This is a genomic window from Paraburkholderia sp. J41, assembly GCF_905220235.1.
Lineage (GTDB): Bacteria > Pseudomonadota > Gammaproteobacteria > Burkholderiales > Burkholderiaceae > Paraburkholderia.
Window position 1 is genome coordinate 180,231 of record NZ_CAJMZE010000001.1, and the last position, 16,380, is coordinate 196,610.

The 16,380-nt window shown below is 67.3% G+C and carries 16 protein-coding genes; 6 read left to right on the top strand and 10 right to left on the bottom strand.

The genetic code is table 11. The features are described 5' to 3' along the window. The first annotated feature begins 26 nt into the window (after window positions 1-26). Window positions 27-2,225 (top strand): TonB-dependent siderophore receptor, encoded by a 2,199-nt coding sequence (locus U5805_RS00810; protein ID WP_322101525.1) that lies wholly within the window; start codon window positions 27-29, stop codon window positions 2,223-2,225. Between the two features lie 29 nt (window positions 2,226-2,254). Here the strand turns inward: U5805_RS00810 and U5805_RS00815 are convergent, their stop codons facing one another. Together U5805_RS00815 and U5805_RS00820 are read right to left on the bottom strand one after the other, a co-directional pair. Next, window positions 2,255-2,863, bottom strand: coding sequence for a fumarate hydratase C-terminal domain-containing protein (locus U5805_RS00815; protein WP_322101526.1), 609 nt, complete (start codon window positions 2,861-2,863; stop codon window positions 2,255-2,257). A gap of 2 nt (window positions 2,864-2,865) precedes the next feature. Continuing rightward, entirely contained in the window at window positions 2,866-3,738 is an 873-nt protein-coding gene (locus tag U5805_RS00820) for a fumarate hydratase (protein WP_322101527.1), read from the bottom strand. A gap of 142 nt (window positions 3,739-3,880) precedes the next feature. Between U5805_RS00820 and U5805_RS00825 the strand changes: the two genes are divergently transcribed. Beyond that, window positions 3,881-4,873 (top strand): 2-dehydropantoate 2-reductase, encoded by a 993-nt coding sequence (locus U5805_RS00825; protein ID WP_322101528.1) that lies wholly within the window; start codon window positions 3,881-3,883, stop codon window positions 4,871-4,873. Between the two features lie 20 nt (window positions 4,874-4,893). On the opposite strand, the gene U5805_RS00830 is transcribed toward U5805_RS00825, so the two are convergent. The 4 genes from U5805_RS00830 to U5805_RS00845 form a co-directional block, all read right to left on the bottom strand. After that, on the bottom strand, window positions 4,894-5,706 hold the full coding sequence (locus U5805_RS00830) for a hypothetical protein (RefSeq protein ID WP_322101529.1): 813 nt from the start codon (window positions 5,704-5,706) through the stop codon (window positions 4,894-4,896). A gap of 25 nt (window positions 5,707-5,731) precedes the next feature. Further along, the gene (locus tag U5805_RS00835) at window positions 5,732-6,358 is read right to left on the bottom strand and encodes a flavin reductase family protein (protein WP_322101530.1); all 627 of its coding nucleotides are present in this window, start codon (window positions 6,356-6,358) and stop codon (window positions 5,732-5,734) included. A gap of 31 nt (window positions 6,359-6,389) precedes the next feature. Continuing rightward, window positions 6,390-7,322: an amidohydrolase family protein gene (locus U5805_RS00840; protein ID WP_322101531.1), complete on the bottom strand. Its 933-nt coding sequence runs from the start codon at window positions 7,320-7,322 to the stop codon at window positions 6,390-6,392. Window positions 7,323-7,395: 73 nt separating this feature from the next. Further along, complete coding sequence (locus U5805_RS00845; RefSeq protein ID WP_322101532.1) at window positions 7,396-8,571, bottom strand: porin; 1,176 nt, start codon at window positions 8,569-8,571, stop codon at window positions 7,396-7,398. Between the two features lie 396 nt (window positions 8,572-8,967). Between U5805_RS00845 and U5805_RS00850 the strand changes: the two genes are divergently transcribed. The 4 genes from U5805_RS00850 to U5805_RS00865 all read left to right on the top strand — a co-directional run bounded on the left by U5805_RS00850 (window position 8,968) and on the right by U5805_RS00865 (window position 12,071). Further along, window positions 8,968-10,287, top strand: coding sequence for an MFS transporter (locus U5805_RS00850; protein ID WP_322101533.1), 1,320 nt, complete (start codon window positions 8,968-8,970; stop codon window positions 10,285-10,287). A gap of 18 nt (window positions 10,288-10,305) precedes the next feature. Further along, entirely contained in the window at window positions 10,306-11,043 is a 738-nt protein-coding gene (locus U5805_RS00855) for an HpcH/HpaI aldolase family protein (RefSeq protein ID WP_322101534.1), read from the top strand. Between the two features lie 4 nt (window positions 11,044-11,047). Next, window positions 11,048-11,233, top strand: coding sequence for a hypothetical protein (locus tag U5805_RS00860; RefSeq protein ID WP_322101535.1), 186 nt, complete (start codon window positions 11,048-11,050; stop codon window positions 11,231-11,233). A gap of 76 nt (window positions 11,234-11,309) precedes the next feature. Next, complete coding sequence (locus U5805_RS00865; protein WP_322101536.1) at window positions 11,310-12,071, top strand: DNA-binding transcriptional regulator; 762 nt, start codon at window positions 11,310-11,312, stop codon at window positions 12,069-12,071. 257 nt (window positions 12,072-12,328) lie between these two features. On the opposite strand, the gene U5805_RS00870 is transcribed toward U5805_RS00865, so the two are convergent. From U5805_RS00870 to U5805_RS00885, 4 genes are read right to left on the bottom strand one after another with little or no spacing between them, the layout of a single operon-like run. Continuing rightward, window positions 12,329-13,456 (bottom strand): porin, encoded by a 1,128-nt coding sequence (locus U5805_RS00870; protein WP_322101537.1) that lies wholly within the window; start codon window positions 13,454-13,456, stop codon window positions 12,329-12,331. 49 nt (window positions 13,457-13,505) lie between these two features. Then, window positions 13,506-13,817, bottom strand: coding sequence for a Zn-ribbon domain-containing OB-fold protein (locus U5805_RS00875; protein ID WP_322101538.1), 312 nt, complete (start codon window positions 13,815-13,817; stop codon window positions 13,506-13,508). Continuing rightward, window positions 13,814-14,980, bottom strand: a complete 1,167-nt coding sequence (locus U5805_RS00880) for a thiolase family protein (RefSeq protein WP_322101539.1) — start codon at window positions 14,978-14,980, stop codon at window positions 13,814-13,816. Before U5805_RS00880 ends, U5805_RS00875 begins: the two co-directional genes overlap by 4 nt. Window positions 14,981-14,993: 13 nt before the next feature. After that, the gene (locus U5805_RS00885) at window positions 14,994-16,364 is read right to left on the bottom strand and encodes an MFS transporter (protein ID WP_322101540.1); all 1,371 of its coding nucleotides are present in this window, start codon (window positions 16,362-16,364) and stop codon (window positions 14,994-14,996) included. Window positions 16,365-16,380: the final 16 nt, after the last annotated feature.

Sequence of the window (16,380 nt, forward strand, 5' to 3'; positions counted from 1 at the left end):
CGACGCATGAAACAGGAGAAGACAACGTGAACATTCCCCGCCGCTCCAGACCGCGCGGCAAACAACGCGCGGCGCTCGCGGGCCCGGCGCTCGCGCTGGCGATCGCCCATTCGGTCCCGGCCGCGGCGCAGAGCAGCGACCTCGCCACGCTGCCCGCCGTTCGGGTGCAGGCCAGCGCGCCGCGCCATGCCGCCGACAACCTCAACGATCCCGAGCAGGCGGCCAGCGTGAGCAAGACCGGCACGCCGCTCAAGGACTTGCCCGCGAGCGTGCAGATCATCCCGCATGCGCTGCTCGCGGAGCAGGGCGCGACCATGCTGCGCCAGGGCGTGAGCAACGCAAGCGGCGTGAACGTGGGCGGCCAGGACACCAAGGGCTATTACGATCACTTCCTGATTCGCGGCCTCAACGCGCAGATCTACAACGACGGCTTTTCCGATGGCGATCTGCTCGGCGGCATCTCGCACTCGCTCAACGGCGTGGAGCGCGTCGAAGTGCTCGAAGGCCCGGGCTCCGCGTTGCTCGGCAGCGGGCCGCCGGGCGGCACGATCAACATCGTGCATTACACGCCTTCCGCCGACTTCCACTTCGGCGGCAACGTTCAGGCGGGCTCGTTCGGCACCGTTTCGGGCAGCGGTTACGTTACGGGGCCGACCGGCGTTGCCGGTCTGAACTATCGTGTTGACGCCACTATTTCGCACTCCGATGGATTTCGCGACCTCGCGAGCCGCGACGAGGAAATTCGCCCCGCGCTCGAGTGGAAGCTCGACCATCACAAGATCGACTTCACGCTCGACGCGCGCGATATTCACGAAACGCCGGATTCTTACGGGCTGATCTACTTCCACGGCACGCCCATCAGCAACGTTTCGCGCGACGCCAAATACTCCACGCCGTTCGCCTATGCGCGCGGCAACTACGTGCGCTCGACGCTCAGCGACGAATGGAAGCTGAGCGACGTGCTCACGATCAACAATCGCTTTTCGTATCTGCATCGCAGCCTCGACGTGCTCGGTAACGGCGACAGCACGAGCACGAAAGTGAGCGGCGGCGAAGTGGTCGGGCGGCAGTTGCGCCAGCAGGACGATTCGGATAACAGCTTCGACTATCAGCTCGAACCGGTATGGCGTTTCAGCACCGGCAGCGTGCGGCATACCTTGCTCACCGGTTTCGAGTATCAGCATCAGATTATCGACACCGAACGCACCACCGCCGATCTGCCGAACATTCCCGACGCCTTCGCGCCCGTGCCGCCCGAAACGTCGCTGGCGGGGCTAGCATTTCTTTGCGACGCGAAGCATTCGTGCGACAACGATCATCTGGTCGCGAACAACTACAGCCTTTACGCGACCGACCAGATCGACGTGACGGACAAGCTCAAGGTGCGCGCCGGCGTGCGCCAGGACTGGTGGGACACCTCGCTCACGCCGAACGTTTCCGTGCCGGGCCGCTTCGACACGCAAGGCGACCCGTTGCTGGCCGGTGTGACCGACTCGCGCCACGACGCGCCCGTGAGCTGGAACGTGGGCGTGCTTTACAAAGTGCTGCCGTGGATCTCGCCGTATGTGGGCGTTTCGAAAAGCCATCTCGCGAACTTCAATTCGGAGAACACGCAGAACGGCATCGGCGCGCCGGAATCGGCGTTGCAATACGAAGTGGGCGTGAAGTTCGCGTTCCTCGACGACCGCTACGTGCTCAACACGGCGCTGTTCGACATTTCGCGCGACAACGTGGCGGCGCTCACCACCGTCGACGGCGAGGAAAGCGTGGTGTTCGACAGCCAGCGCACCAAGGGCGCCGAGGCTTCGCTGGACGCGACGCTCACGCCGCAATGGCACATGATCGCGAACTTCACGGCGCAGGACGCGAAGATCACGGACAACCCGCAAGGCATCGCGTCAGTGGGCAATCATCCGCAAGGCGCCCCCGCGTACATGGCGAATCTTTGGACTGCGTACGATTTTTCGATTGCAGGCGTGCCGGGTTTTCACGTGGGCGCGGGCGTGAACTACGTGAGCCGCACGTATAGCGACATCACCAACGTCAATTCGATCCCTTCGTATGTGATCGCGAACGCGGCGTTCGGCTACGACGCGCATCGCTGGGGCGTCGACCTCAACGTTCACAACCTAACCGACCGGCGCTACTTCGTCGCGGCGAATGCGGCGGGCGCCTACGTGGGCGAGTCGTTGAGCGCGTTCGTGAATCTGCACGCGAACTTCTGAGCGGATGCACGCGCGCGCGCGCCTGATTTTCAGCGATGTCCGAGCGCGCGCGTGATGTCGGGCAGGCGCGCCGCCGCGCGCTCGTGCAACTGGCTATACAGGCTGTTGCCGTGCGCGTCGATGGCGACGGTGGCCGGCCCGAGCTTCTCGACTTCGAGCGTGAGCAGGCGGAACTGCGAGATGTACTCGGTCCAGTTCATCGCCACCACGCGGCGCAGCGCCTGCGAAAGCAGATGCGCGCCGCCGCCCAGAAACGAGAGATACACGCAGCCGCTCTCGCGCATCGCCTGCGCGCTCGCTTCGTCGAGGCCGCCTTTGCCGCCGGCCAGCCGCACGCCCAGACCGCCGATGATCGCGGGCATGAACGCGTTGTAGCGCGTGCTCGTGCTCGGATTGATATAGAGCGGCACCGCGCCTTCGGGCGTGTCCTTCACGTAGGTGCTCAAGTGAAAGAACGCGCCGCCGCGCAGATCGACGGGCAACGGCGCACTCGTCGCCGCCGCTTCGGCGAGCCGCTTATGCGTGGGCAAGCCGATGCTCACGGTGATCTCGCCCGACACGCGCACCATTTCGCCGAGCTTCAGATCGAGCGCGCTGTCTCGCGCGAGCGGCAATTGCAGATCGCGAATCACGCTCATGGTTAGTTCTCCAGAAATTCGACGCGGCCGTCGTGATGAATGCGGGCGGCCGTGCGCCGGTTGATCCAGCAGTTGAAGCACACGGCAACGGGCACGAAGCCGTGGCTTGCCGAATAGTCGATATTGACGGCCATCGCAGTGGTGTCGCCGCCCGTGCCCATCGGACCGAAACCCATGGCGTTGATCGCGCCGAGCAAGCGCTCCTCCATGCGCGCGAGCGCGGGTTCGGCGTTGGTCTGGCCGAACGGGCGCAGCATCTGCTCCTTCGCGAGCCGCGCCGCATGATCGAAAGTGCCGCCGATGCCCACGCCGATCACGAGCGGCAGGCACGGCTGCGAGCCCGCGCGCATCATCGTGTCCAGCACGAAGCGCTCGATCTGTTCGTGCGTGGGATAGACGAACGCCTCGATCGCTTCCCAGCGCCCCGTGCCCATCGCTTTCGGGGCGCAGACGATATCGACGTAATCGGCCTCGTCGATCACGTCGAAGCTCACGATCGGCATGTCCTTGCCCGCGTAGCCGCGCTCGTGCGTGAGCGGATTCGTCACCATCTTGAGAATGGGCGGCGAGATGTTCGCGGCCAGTTCCGCGAAGCCGTCGCGAATCGCGCCGCGCACGGGGCCGTCGAACCGCACGCGCGTGCCGATCTTCACGCTGTACGTGGGAATGCCCACGTCGCTGCACACGAGCGTGCCGTTGCGTTTCGCGCCGTCCGCGCTTTCCAGCATGATGGTGAGCGTGGCTTTGCCCGTGGGGTCGGTTTCCGTGGTCGCGGCGCGTTGCAGGAACGCGCGCGTGTCGTTGGGGATCGCCTTGAGCGAGCGCTCGTAAAGTTGCGCGGTGACGCGCCGGAGAATCGAACTGTCGATGGACATCGTGGTGATTCCTTCAGGGGCGGGCGCGAGCCGGCGAACCCGCTCGCGTTCCGCCAGGAGAAAAGCGTGCGAATCGCGCGTCGGGGCCGGCGCCGCGCGGCGACAATACGGCCAAACGCAACGACACGCGAAAGAGGGATTCATGAACGTTGTTTCGAACCGCATCACGGTCGTCGGCGCGGGCGCGATCGGCGGACATTTCGCGGCGCGTCTCGCGCTCGCGGGCCATCGCGTTTCGATGCTTGCGCGCGGCGCGACCTTGCAGGCGCTCGCGCAACACGGCTTGCGCTACACGTCGCCGGGCGAGGGCGAGCGCAGTATCGACGTGAACGCCGCCGACGATTGCGCGGCGCTCGGCGAGCAGGACCTCGTGGTGATCGCGCTCAAGTCGCATGCGCTGCCCGGGCTGGCCGCGTCGCTCGCGCCGCTCGTCGGTGCGGGCACGGTGGTGCTGCCGGTCGGCAACGGCTTGCCGTGGTGGTACTTTCTCGTGCCGGGCCAGCCGCTCGAAGGCTTGCGTTTGCCAAGCGTCGATCCGGCAGGCGGCATCGAGCGCGCCATCGACCTCGCACGGGTGCTGGGCGGCAGCGTGATGGCGTCGTGCAGCGCGCCCGCGCCCGGCGTGGTCGTGCATCGCAGCGGCGGCGCCGTGGTGATCGGCGAGCCGGGCGGCGGCGTGAGCGCGCGCGCCGCGCACTGGGCGAACGTGCTCGCCGAAGCCGGTCTGGGCGCCACGGCCAGCCGCGACATTCGCCGCGACCTGTGGCTCAAGCTGCTCGGCAATGTCTGCGCGAATCCGCTCAGCGTGCTCACGCAAGCGAGCACCGACCGCATCATCGACGATGCGCGCACGCACGCCGTGTTCGCCGCTCTGATGCGCGAGTGCGCGGAACTCGGCCGCCGCGCGGGCCTGGCCGTCGACATCGACATCGAAGCGCGCATCGCGCAAACGCGCGCGCTGGGCACGATCAAAACGTCGATGCTGCAAGACCTCGAAGCGGGCCGGCGGCTCGAACTCGAAGCGATCCTCGGCGCGCCGCTCGAATGCGCGGCGCGGCTGGGCTACGACGCGCCGCTCATGCAGGCCGTTCATGCGCTCGCGCGCCTGCGCGCGGCGCAAGCCGGCCCGGCGTGAGCAAACGCGCGCGCGCGGCATCAGCTACGCGCGTAATCGCCGGCGTTGGCGACCCAGCCCTTGCTGATGAAGTCGTCGCGCGGCGGCGAGAATACGTCGATCAACAAATGCCGGCCGTCGCCCACGCCTTCGGTCGTGTGGATCATCTGCACGGGAATTGCGATGAGCGAAGCCGGGCCCGCTTCCAGATGCTGGTCCTCGCGCCACTGGTTCGCGTCGGGGCCCCAGTGTACGCGCAGGTGATGCACGAAATGGCCCGCAATGGCGAGCGATCCCTGCTCGAAGTTCGCGTGACTGTGCGGGCTCAGCTTCGAGCGGTCGCGCGCGTCCTGATACTCCACCCAGTTGATGCTGAGCGTGTCGCTCTGGAGCATCTTGAGGCGCGGCTTGTCGGCGGGCGGCACGATGTCGTCGATGCGGATCACTTGCAGCTCGCCGTTGCCGCGCGTGCGCGCATAACCCGCATCGCTGCCGACGATGCGCGCGTCGGGCGTGGCGTAGTCGTTCTCGTTGATCGAGACGCCGGGCGCGAGATCCGCGCGCGACGAAGCGAGCAGCACCGCGCGCCCGCCCGTCTCGCATGTCACTTCGACGTCGCCCGCGGGCAGCACGCACACGCTGCGGCCCGGCACGCTTTGCGCCGCCGCGGCGCCCACGCGCACCCGCGCGCCGCTTTCGGGCAGCAGCAACAGCATCTCGCGCGCGCTTTGCGCCGCGAACGGCGCGTCGCCTTCGATCCATTGCACGAAGAAGTTCTGGCCGCGCGCGACGCTGCCGGGCGCGAGGTTGTAGACGGCCGTGTCGCGCACGCCGGTTTCGGGGGAGGGGGTCATGTTGGTTTCCTTGAGGGCGCAGACGTCAGTCGCGGCGCGGGCTCGGGCGTCCGAGCACGTCGACGCGGCCGACCGTTGCGTAGTTGTTGCCGTCGAGGCGCGTGAGCGGCTCGGTGCCGATGGTGTCGAAGCGGCCGTCCGCATCGACGAAACGCTCGTCCAGATGCACGCCCACGACGCGCCCGAACACCACGTTGCTGAAGGTTTCGCCGGGCGCGGTCGGTTCGATGTCGACGATGCGCAAAAGCCTGCACTCCATGCTCGCGGGCGAGGCGGCCACGCGCGGCGGCTTGACCATCACGCTCGGCGCTTTTTCGAGGCCCGCGAGTTCGAATTCGTCGGTGCCGTAAGGCGCGTTGAACGAGCTGAGATTCATCGGCTCGCGCAGGCTCCAGGTCACGAGATTGGTGACGAACTCGCCGGTCTCGCGCACGTTCGCAATGGTGTCCTTCTCGTGGCGGTCGGCGGGTGCGTTGCACGAGAACATCACCACGGGCGGCGCCGTGGAAACGAGGTTGAAATGCGAGAACGGCGCGAGGTTCACCTGGCCCTGGCCGTTGATCGTGCTGATCCAGCCGATCGGTCGCGGCGCGACGATCGCGTTGAACAGCGTGCGCTTGAAGCCGGGCGTGGCGGCCGGATCGAGAAACATCGACGTCTCCTGCTTGATGAAGTGGCGCCGCTCAGCCGAGCATGCCGCCCTTGACGAACACGCGCTTGCCGGTTTCGTAGAGCACGGCGTGGCGTTCCTCGGGCGTGAGCAGCGCGGTCGCGTCCACCATGCGTTGCACCATGTCCTGGTAGGTGCCCGACGACGTGCCGATGTCCGAGCCCCACATGATGCGCCCGGCGCCGAACATGTCGACGGCGGCGCGCAGCGCGCGATCGGCGGGCGTGTGCGTTTCGCGGTAGATGTCGAGGTTGATCGACGTGAACTTGAAGAAGATGTTGGGCTCGGCCGCGAGCGGCACGAAGCGCGCGTCGAAGCCGTAGTTTTCGTCCTCGACTTCGGGTTCGAGCATGTGATCGAGTACCACGCGCACGTTCGGGTGCCGGCGCGCGAGGTCGATGAGCGCGGGCACCGAGGGGCCGCCGCCGCCCACGGCGAGCACTTCGAGATCCATCACGATGCCGTATTCGTTCGCAACGGCCCACGTTTGCAGCGCGCGCGGCGAATTGAGCCACGGCATCGTGCCGTCGGCTTCGCGGCCGCCGAACAGGCGCACGCCGGTGAGACCGTGCTTCTCGATGTACGAGCGCACCAGCGCGGGCGTGGCTTCGTCCTCGGCGTCGAGAATGACGACGGCCGAAAACGTCTCGGGATACGCATCCGACGAATCGAGAATGTAGCTGTTGTCGTAGCGGTAGATCATGCGCTTTTGCACCGCCACCGCGCCTTCCACGCCGGCCTGCTTCATCCACGGCAGCATGCGCGCGACGTCGGGCACTTCGTTGATCGGGTTCGGGCCGTGCGCGCCGCCGGGCAGGCCGATCACGCCGGGCAGGCGCGGCGGCGCGTTGGGCGAGCGCTTCATCGGATTGCGCGGATAGCGGCTCTGGTCGTCGGCGACGAGGTGGGCGTGCGAGTCGAACAGCTTGAGATGGGCAGATGCCATGACGTCTCCAGATTGAAGCAAAAAGCGCAGGATGCGCGGGCTTTCATCGCGGGCCGCGCATCGTGCTCAGGCGTTAGAAAAGATGGCGGATGCCGACGAGCGCGCCCGCTTGCGCGTCGCTTTTCGAGGGCGTCGCGAAGGTGAGCGCGGCCACGGCGCGATGGCCCGTGGAGTCGAAGCCGCCCGCCGTTTCGCGCAGGCCGATCAGATACAGGTCGGTGCGCTTCGAAAGCGCGTAGTCCGCGCCGATGTTCCATTGCTGATAGCTCGCGCCGCTCAGGCCCAGATAGGAGCTTGCGCGCGTGTATTCGTAAGCCACGCCGAATTGCAGCGAAGGCGTGAGGCGGTACTTGAGATTCAGCTCGCCCGTGTTGAACGTGACGCTCTTGCCGCGTTCGCTCGCGGGCGTGGTGACGCCGGTCACGGCCGTGCCGCCGAGGTCGTTGAACTTCGTGTTGGTCCAGATGCCGCCCACCGTGAACGCGCCGAACACATAGGAAGCGCCCGCGCCGATCACCTGCTGCGAGGCGGCCGTGGCGTAGCCGCTGAACACCGGGCTCGCCGACATGTTGTTGCCGGTCGTGCTGCTGGTCGCGTTGTTGCCGAACAGCGAATAGTTAGGATTCTTGACGAAGAGATACGCCGCCGACGCCTTGAACGGGCCGCCGTCGTAATCGAGGCCCGCCGAAATCATCTCGTTCTGCGTGGCGTTGCCCGCGACGCCGCCGAGGCTGTACGTGCCGCCCACCTGGAAGCCGCGATAGCGCGCGCTCGCGAACTTGATGGCGTTGTTGGCGCGCTCGGTGCCGTCCACGTCGTCGAGACCGGCCGGATGGTAGCCCCAGCCCGCGCCGCGCGCCGCCCAGTCGGTGCCCGAGGCGTACTGGCCGAGATAGGTGGAGAGCGTGAGGTACTGGCGGCCGAGCGTGAGCGTGCCGTAAGGCGTCGACATGCCGACGAAAGCCTGGCGGCCGAACATCAGGCCGCCTTGCAGCGCACCCGTGGTGGTGGTGAAACCGTTTTCGAGGGTGAAGACGGCCTTGTAGCCGCCGCCCAGGTCCTCCGCGCCGGTCAGGCCGAAGCGCGAGGCGCTTTCATTGCCGCCCGCCACGGCGTACTGCGATTTGCCGCCGGCATTGCTCACGTAGCGAACGCCGGCATCGACGATACCGTAAAGCGTCACGCTGCTTTGCGCATGCGCCGCGCAGGCCACGCCGCATGCGGCGATCAGGAACAACGGTTTTTTCATTGGGGGTCTCCTCGCGTATTGTCTCCCGAGCGGTGCGCTGCGGGTCTATGGAATTGCTTCGTTGCGATCACACCGATCTGAACCGTCGCAACGTTTCGACGCCCCGTATGTTTCCACGCAGCGCCGCGCCGACCAAGCGCGTTTCCCGAACTTTCCGCGCTGCGAAATGCGTGCGGTGCAGCAAAGGCCCGCAAAATAGGGCGCTTTCAAGTGGATTTCGCCACGCGAAATCGCGAGGATTCCCGCTTGGTGCGTGCCGGCGCGCCACGTACTATTGCTCGCCGTGGACCGCGAAGCGTCATGCGCGGCCGCTCGATTACACAAAAGCCGGCAGCACGCCGCGCACGGCGCGGGCGAAGCCGGAAGCGCTACGTTGGAGGAGCGATGGAGATATCAATGAGCACGTCGGCGAGCGCCGACACGACCTGGGACGCGCGGCAGGACGAGCGCCTCATCAAGCGCGTCTGGTGGCGCATCATGCCGCTGATCCTCGTCACCTATCTGGTTTCCGTCATCGACAAGATGAACGTGAGCTTCGCGAAGCTTCAGATGGTGCATCAGATCGGGCTGAGCGAAACCGCTTACGGCCTCGCGTCGTCGCTGTTCTTCATCGGCTATCTGATCTTCGAAATTCCGAGCGCGCTGGGCGTACACCGCTTCGGCGCGCCCAAGTGGATCTTTCGCATCGTGCTGAGCTGGGGTGTCGCCACGCTGCTGATCGCCTATATCTCGTCGGGCTCGATGTTCGCGGCGCTGCGCTTTCTCGTGGGCGCGGCGGAGGCGGGGCTTTATCCCGGCATCATCTATTACCTCACCGTCTGGTTCCCGCGCCGCTACCAGGTGCGCGCGGTCGCGCTGCTCACGCTCGGCAGCGCGCTCGGCAACATGCTCGGTTCGGCGTTCGGCGGCATGCTGCTCTCGCTCGACGGCGTGTGGCATCACGCGGGCTGGCAGTGGGTGTTCATCGTCACGGGGCTGCTCGCGCTCGTGCTCGCGCCGGTCGTGCTGTGGTGCCTGCCGCGCAATATCGAAACCGCGCCGTTTCTCGACGCGCCCGAACGCGCCCGTCTCGCGCGCATGGTCGCCGACGAAGCGCCCGAGGCGCATCACGGCGGCAGCATCTGGTCGGTGCTGTGCGACCGCGCGGTGCTGGTGTTCGCGTTCGGCTACACGCTGCTGCTCACGTCGCTCTACGGCCTCATTTACTGGCTGCCGACGGTGATCAAGGGCTTCGGCGTGTCCAGCTCGCTCAACGGCTTTCTGACGATGATTCCGTGGGCGCTCACTGCGGCGCTGCTGCTGACCGTGCCGCGCACGCTCAATACCGAAAGCCGCGTGCGTTACGCGGCGGCGGCGATCGGCGTGATCGGCTGCGTGGCGTTCGTCGCGAGCCTGCTCGTGACCGATCCGGCCGCGCGCTACGTGGCGCTCGTGATCGGCACGCCGTGTACCTCGCTGCTGCTGCCGTGCTTCTGGTCGCTGCCTTCGAAATATTTCAGCGGGCGCCGCGCCGCCGCGGGTCTCGCGACCATCAGCAGCATCGGCAACTTCGGCGGCTTCCTCGCGCAGAACGCGATGCCGTGGATCGGCAAGGCGCTCGGCCATCCCGGCTACGCGATGCTGCTGCCCGCGCTGTGCCTGCTCTCGCTCGGCCTGACCGCGCTCGCCATGCAAATGGCCGGCGGCCGCGCGCGGGCTCAATCGTCCGCATCGTAATTCTCACCGGCTTTCACTATGTCCAGCACCGACACCACCTCGCGCACCACCTCGCGCCAGATCGGCACTTTCGTCAAAACGGGCGCGCCGCAGATCGTCGAAATTCTCGGCGGCGCGGGCCTGAACTTCGTTGTGATCGACGCCGAGCACGCGCCGTTCGACCGCGGCACGCTCGACGTCATGGTGATCGCCGCGCGCTCCGTGAACCTGCCGCTCTACGTGCGCATTCCCGACATGAGCGCGGCGACGATTCAGTCGGCGCTCGATCTGGGCGCTTCCGGCCTCGTCGTGCCGCACGTGGACAGCGCCGAGGAAGCGTGCCGGCTCGTCTCGCGCACGCGCTTTCTCGACGGCGAGCGCGGCTTTTCCAGCTCGCCGCGCTTTGCCGGCTACGGTTCGCTCGGCATGAAAAAGGCCGTGGCGGCCGGCGACGGCATCGACATCCTGTGCCAGATCGAAAGCCGTGCGGGCTGCGAGGCGGCGCAGGCGATCGCCGGCGTCGAGGGCGTTTCGGGCCTTTTCGTGGGCCGCGCCGATCTCGCGCTTTCGTTCGGCCTCACCGATTCGCGCGCGCCCGAGGTGATGCAGGCGACCGTGGATGCGCTCGCCATTGCGCGGCGCGCGGGCAAGACGGCGGGCGTGGCGTGCGGGGAGCCGGCCGAATGCGACGAATTCGCGGCCATGGGCGCGACGTGGTTCGTGATCGGCTCGGACCAGTCGCTGCTGCGCAAGGGCGCGCTCGCGCTGATGGCGTGAGCGCATGACGGTGGACGTGAAAGCGGACGTGATGGTGGACGTGAAAACGGCTGCGATGGTCGATCCGAGGGCGCGCTTGTCGGTGCGCGTGGCGGTGCGCATTGCGGTGCGCAACCCGGCGCGCGCGGCGGCATTCCGGCGGTGCGCTGAGGGTAGCGCCCGATGGAAGCCGCGCGTGGAGCTGCGATAATGCGCGCTTTCGCCGGTTGCGGCGCGAGGCTTGCATGAGCCGCGCGCCGCGCCCGATCCCTCGCCCGAAAGACACGATGGCCGAACGCGATTCCTCGATACGCGCCGTCGAGCGCGCGATCACCCTGTTGCGCGCGCTGAACCAGATGCCGGTTTCGACGCTCGAGGGGCTGCATCAACTCACGTCGCTGCCCAAGCCTACGTTGATCCGCCTGCTGCGCACCTTCGAGGAACTCGGCCTCGTGGCGCGCGGCGGCCGCCCCGGCGAATATCGCTTGCTGGAAGGCGTGAACGCGCTCAACTCGGGTTATCACCATGTGCCGCGCGTGGTGGAGATCGCCGCGCCGCTCGTGCGCGCGCTCACCGAAGAGATCAAGTGGCCGATCGCCGTGGGCATGCTCGACGTCGACGCGCTCGTGGTGCGCTACAGCACGATTCCGTATTCGCCGCTTTCGCTGCTGCATTCGTCGATCAACATGCGGCTCTCGCTCGTGTCGCGCGCGCTCGGCCGCGCCTACCTCGCGTTCTGCGCGCCCGACGAACAGGCGATGCTGCTCGAAGTCGTGCGCCAGAGCCATCATCCCGAAGACCGTCTCGCGCAGGACCGCGAAGCCGTGCGGGCGATGATCGAGCAAACCCGCGCGCGCGGCTATGCGCTGCGCGACACGACCGTGCGGCCGGTTTCGGGCACGATTGCCGTGCCGGTGATGGCGAAGGAGTTCGTGGCGGCCTCGATCGGGCTGACGTGGTTTTCGTCGGCGTTGACGGTGGAAAAGGTGGTCGAGCGTTATCTCGGGCAATTGCAGGACGTCTCGCGGCGGATTTCCGAACAGCTTTGATGCCGATGCGCCGCTCGTGCGTTCATGCGCGGCGAAATCTGCCCCACTTTCTTCGAATACCGGTGCGTATCGAGTGCCCGATGCGGGTCGCGCCGCGTCAAGAACGAGGCCAGTGCGCCGCAAGCGAGGAGAGACCGGTTCTTCCCGGTCGCGCACGCTTCGATAAGTGGGGAATTGCATAAAAAAGGGCGCTGCAACGCGCGCCCCTTCGGTCAGCGAATCCGGCCGGCGAATCCGGCTTGCGAATCCGGCCGGCATCAGAACTTCTTGCGGATACCCACGCGCAACGCTAACTGGTTGATCGAATCCGAAGGCGAGAGCACCGGCGCGAGATCGGCCACCGCGCCGCCACCGGCGCGCATATAGGTCGCGCTCGCGTACACGTCGGTGCTTTTCGAGAGGTAGTAGTCGAGGCTCGCGTCGGCTTCGTGATAATGCGGCGCCTGGCCCGTGGCCGAAACGTTGCCTTCGGTGTAGCTGTACGCCGCGCCCAGTTGCAGCGTGGGCGTGAGCATGTAGGCCGCCACGATTTCGCCGATATTGAAGGTGACGTGCCCGTTGATCTTCGCGCCGAGCGTGGGATCGAGGTCGCCGAACTGCGTGTGGGTCCAGTCGGCGCTCAAACGCAGCGCGCCGAACGTATAGGCCGCGCCGAGACCGAACACCTTGTAGCTCGCGGCCGCGAGCCCGTAATTGCCGTCCACGGTGTTCGACGCGGTCCACACGCCCTCGGGCACGGCTTGCGCGGGATGGTCGATCGACGTGAACGCGCCCACGAGTTGCAGCCCGCCGTTCAGGTATTGCAGCGCGAACGACTTGGCGCTGTTCTGCGCCACGTTGCCCGCCACGCCGCCGAAGCTGTAGCTCGCCATGCCGCTGAAGCCGGCGATGGTCGGCGTGACGTAGCGCACCGCGTTGTTGAGGTGGAAGTCGATGCCGTTGTTGTCGAGGTCGCCCGGATGCGGGAACAGAATGCCGCCGGGCAGCGTGCCGTTGGCCGAGAGCGTGCCGATGTAGTCGCCGATTGCCTCGCCCTGGCGGCCGAGCGTGAGCGTGCCGTAGCGCGTGTTCGAGAGGCCCACGTAGGCGAGCCGGCCGAATTCGCGGCCGCCCTGGCTGAACGCGCCCGTGTTCACGTTGAAGCCGCCTTCGAGCCGGAACAGCGCGCTCGTGCCGCCGCCCAGGTCCTCGTTGCCGCGCAGGCCCCAGCGGTTGCCCTGCGAGATGCTGCCTTGCATCTGCACGGCGCTATGGCCGCCCTGGTTGCTTGTCCACGTCAAGCCGTCGTCGATGATGCCGTAGATCGTCACGCTGCTTTGCGCATGCGCGACGCCGCATATCGTAAGCATTCCGAAATATAAGGTGTAGGCAAGCTGCTTTCTCACGACATCCCCTTGCAAAGAATCGTTGTAGGAACTGCGCGGAACTGCGGGTTTACAGCGCGCGCGCCTGAATGCGATGGCCGGCGTCGACGTCGAGCGCCACTGCCGCGCCCGCCGCGACCGGCGCATCGAGCCGCGCGACGACGACCGGGCCTTGGTCGGTGGCCACGCTGGCGAGATGCAGCTCGCCGCCTGTTTGCGCGCCCACGCGATGCAGCACCGCCGTCGCCGCGATCACGGTGCCGCGCGCGGCCGCGAGCACGGCGAACCGCGCGCCGCCGCACGCGGGGCAGAAGTAGCGCGCCGGAAAGAGCGTGGTGCCGCACGCGGTGCAGCGAAAGACTTCGAGCGCCTTCGTATTCATCGTGCCTCTCCTTGCGCGGCTTCGAGCACCACGGCGTTGGCGCACATGCCGTAGCGGTACTCGACCATGCCGTAGCCGCTCACGAGCGCGAGCCGCGCCTGCTGCACCTGGCGCTCGCCCGCCGCGCCGCGCAACTGCGTGAGCGCTTCCACGAGCCCGTGCATGCCGCCCGCCGCGCCCGCCTGTCCCGCCGAAAGCTGGCCGCCCGAGGTGTTCACCGGCAAGGCGTGCGAGGCGATGCGCGCGATCAGCGCGCGCAAATCGCCGTCGGGCGCGAAGCCGAGATCGGCGAGTTGCACGAGCGACATCACCGGATAGTCGTCGTAGACCGAGATCATGTCGATGTCGTCCGGCGAAGCCTGCGCCTGCTCCCAAAGCGCCGGCGCGAGGGAAGCGAGGCCGGTTTGCATGCCGTCGCCGGCCTGATGGTCGGGGTTGTAGCTGCACTGGAGCGCGCGCACGCTCACGTGGCGGCCCGGCTTCGCGAGATCGGCGCGCGCCACCACGACGGCGTTCGCGCCGCACACCACGGGCACGCAGTCGAAGCGGCCGAGCGGCGGCGCGACCATGGGCGCTTCGAGATACGCTTCGAGCGTGAGCGGCGTGCGGTACACGGCCAGCGGATTGCGTTCGGCCCACGCGCGCTGCGCGACGCACAGCGCGCCGTAATCGGCGCGCGCGAGGCCGAAGCGTTCGGCGTGGCGTTGCGTGAGCATCGCGAACAGCGCGTTCGGGCCGCCGCTTTCGAGCGGGCGCAGCCACGTGCGCGTGGTGAGGTTGTAGTGCTCCACGAGACGCTTGAAATCGGCGGGCTCGAAACGGTCGCCGGAAACCAGCACGATCACGTTGGCGTCGCCGCACTGGATCGCGCGAATCGCGTGCTGCAACAGATTGATCGCGCTCGCGCCGCCGTGGCAGTCGTCCATGCACCAGCGCGGCGAAAGGCCGAGCCGCCAGGCGAGGTCGATGGCGTGATCGGGGCCGAGCGTGAACGAAGCCACGCCCAGGCCGTCCACGTCGCGCGCCGCGAAGCCCGATTGTTCGAGCGCGGCCGCGAACGCCTGCGCAAGCAGGTCGCCCGTGCTCGCGTCGGGCGCCTGGCGGCGGTACGGCACTTCCACGCCGGCGCAGACCAGCGCGCCTTCGTATGTGCGGGATGGCATGGGTCAGGATTCCTTAGCGAAGTGCGGGTTCGACGTCGGGCCTGGCCCGGCGCCCGACTGTCTCGCGCGTGCAGAGCACGGCCACGGCGGTGATCGCGCCCATCGCCATCAGCATCAGCGCGACCGGCCATGCGGCGTGATACTTCGCGAGCAGCGCCGTGGCGGCCAGCGGCGAGAGGCCGCCCGCGAACACCGAGGCGATCTCGTGACCGAGCGCCATGCCCGAATACCGCACTTCGGTGCTGAAGAGTTCGCCCATGAGGCTCGGCTGCGTGCCGATCATCGCGCCGTGGCACACCGCGTTGCCGAGCAGCAGCGCGAGCCAGACCAGCGCGGGCACCTTGGTGTCGAGCAGCCAGAAGAACGGGAACGCCACGACGATCAGCCCGATCGCGCCGATCAGATAGACGGGCTTGCGGCCGATGCGGTCGGAAAGGCGGCCCCAGAGCAGCATCGTGCCGAGTTCGACCATCATCGACACCATTACGCCCGCGAGCATCACCGGGCCAGGAATGCCAAGGAACTTGCCGTACACGAGCGAGAACGCGAGGAAGATGTACGAGCCGCCGTTCTCGGCCACGCGCAGGCCCATTGCCACGAGAATCGCGCGCGGGTGCTTGCGGATGGCTTCGAGCACCGGCGTGTGCGTGGTCTTGCCCGCGGCTTCGGTCCTGGCGAATTCGGCGCTTTCGGGCAGCGTCGAGCGAATGTACACGCCCACGCCGAAGATCAGGATCGAAAGCAGGAACGGAATGCGCCAGCCCCAGCTCATGAAGCTGTCGTGCGCGAGCGTTTGCACGGCAAAGAACACGGCCGCCGAAAGCACGAAGCCGCCGCCCACGCCGATCTGGCTCCACGAAGCGTAGAAGCCGCGTTTTTCAGCGGGCGCGGATTCGCTGATCATCAGCACGCCGCCGCCCCATTCGCCGCCCGAGGCGATGCCTTGCACCACGCGCAGCACCACGAGCAGCGCGGGCGCCCACATGCCCACTTGCGAGTAGGTGGGCAACAGGCCGATCAGGAAGGTGGCGCCGCCCATCAGCGAAAGCGTCCAGACGAGCGCGCCGCGCCGGCCGTAACGGTCGCCGAGATGGCCGAACAGGATGCCGCCGAGCGGGCGCGCGGCGAAGCCCACGGCGAAGCCCGCGAACGCGGCGAGCGTGCCGATGAGCGGGTCGGTGCCCTTGGGGAAGAACAGTTCGCCGAACACGAGCGCGGCGGCGGTGCTGTAGAGGAAGAAGTCGTACCACTCGAGCGCGTTGCCCGCGACGGACGCCATGACGATGCGGCGCAGCGCGCGCGGATCGAGCGCGGCGGCGTGCGCGCCGGATGCGGGCGCGTTGGACTCCGGCGCGCCTGCGGAACAGGTCTGGGTGCTTGCCATGCTGCTTCTCCTGGCG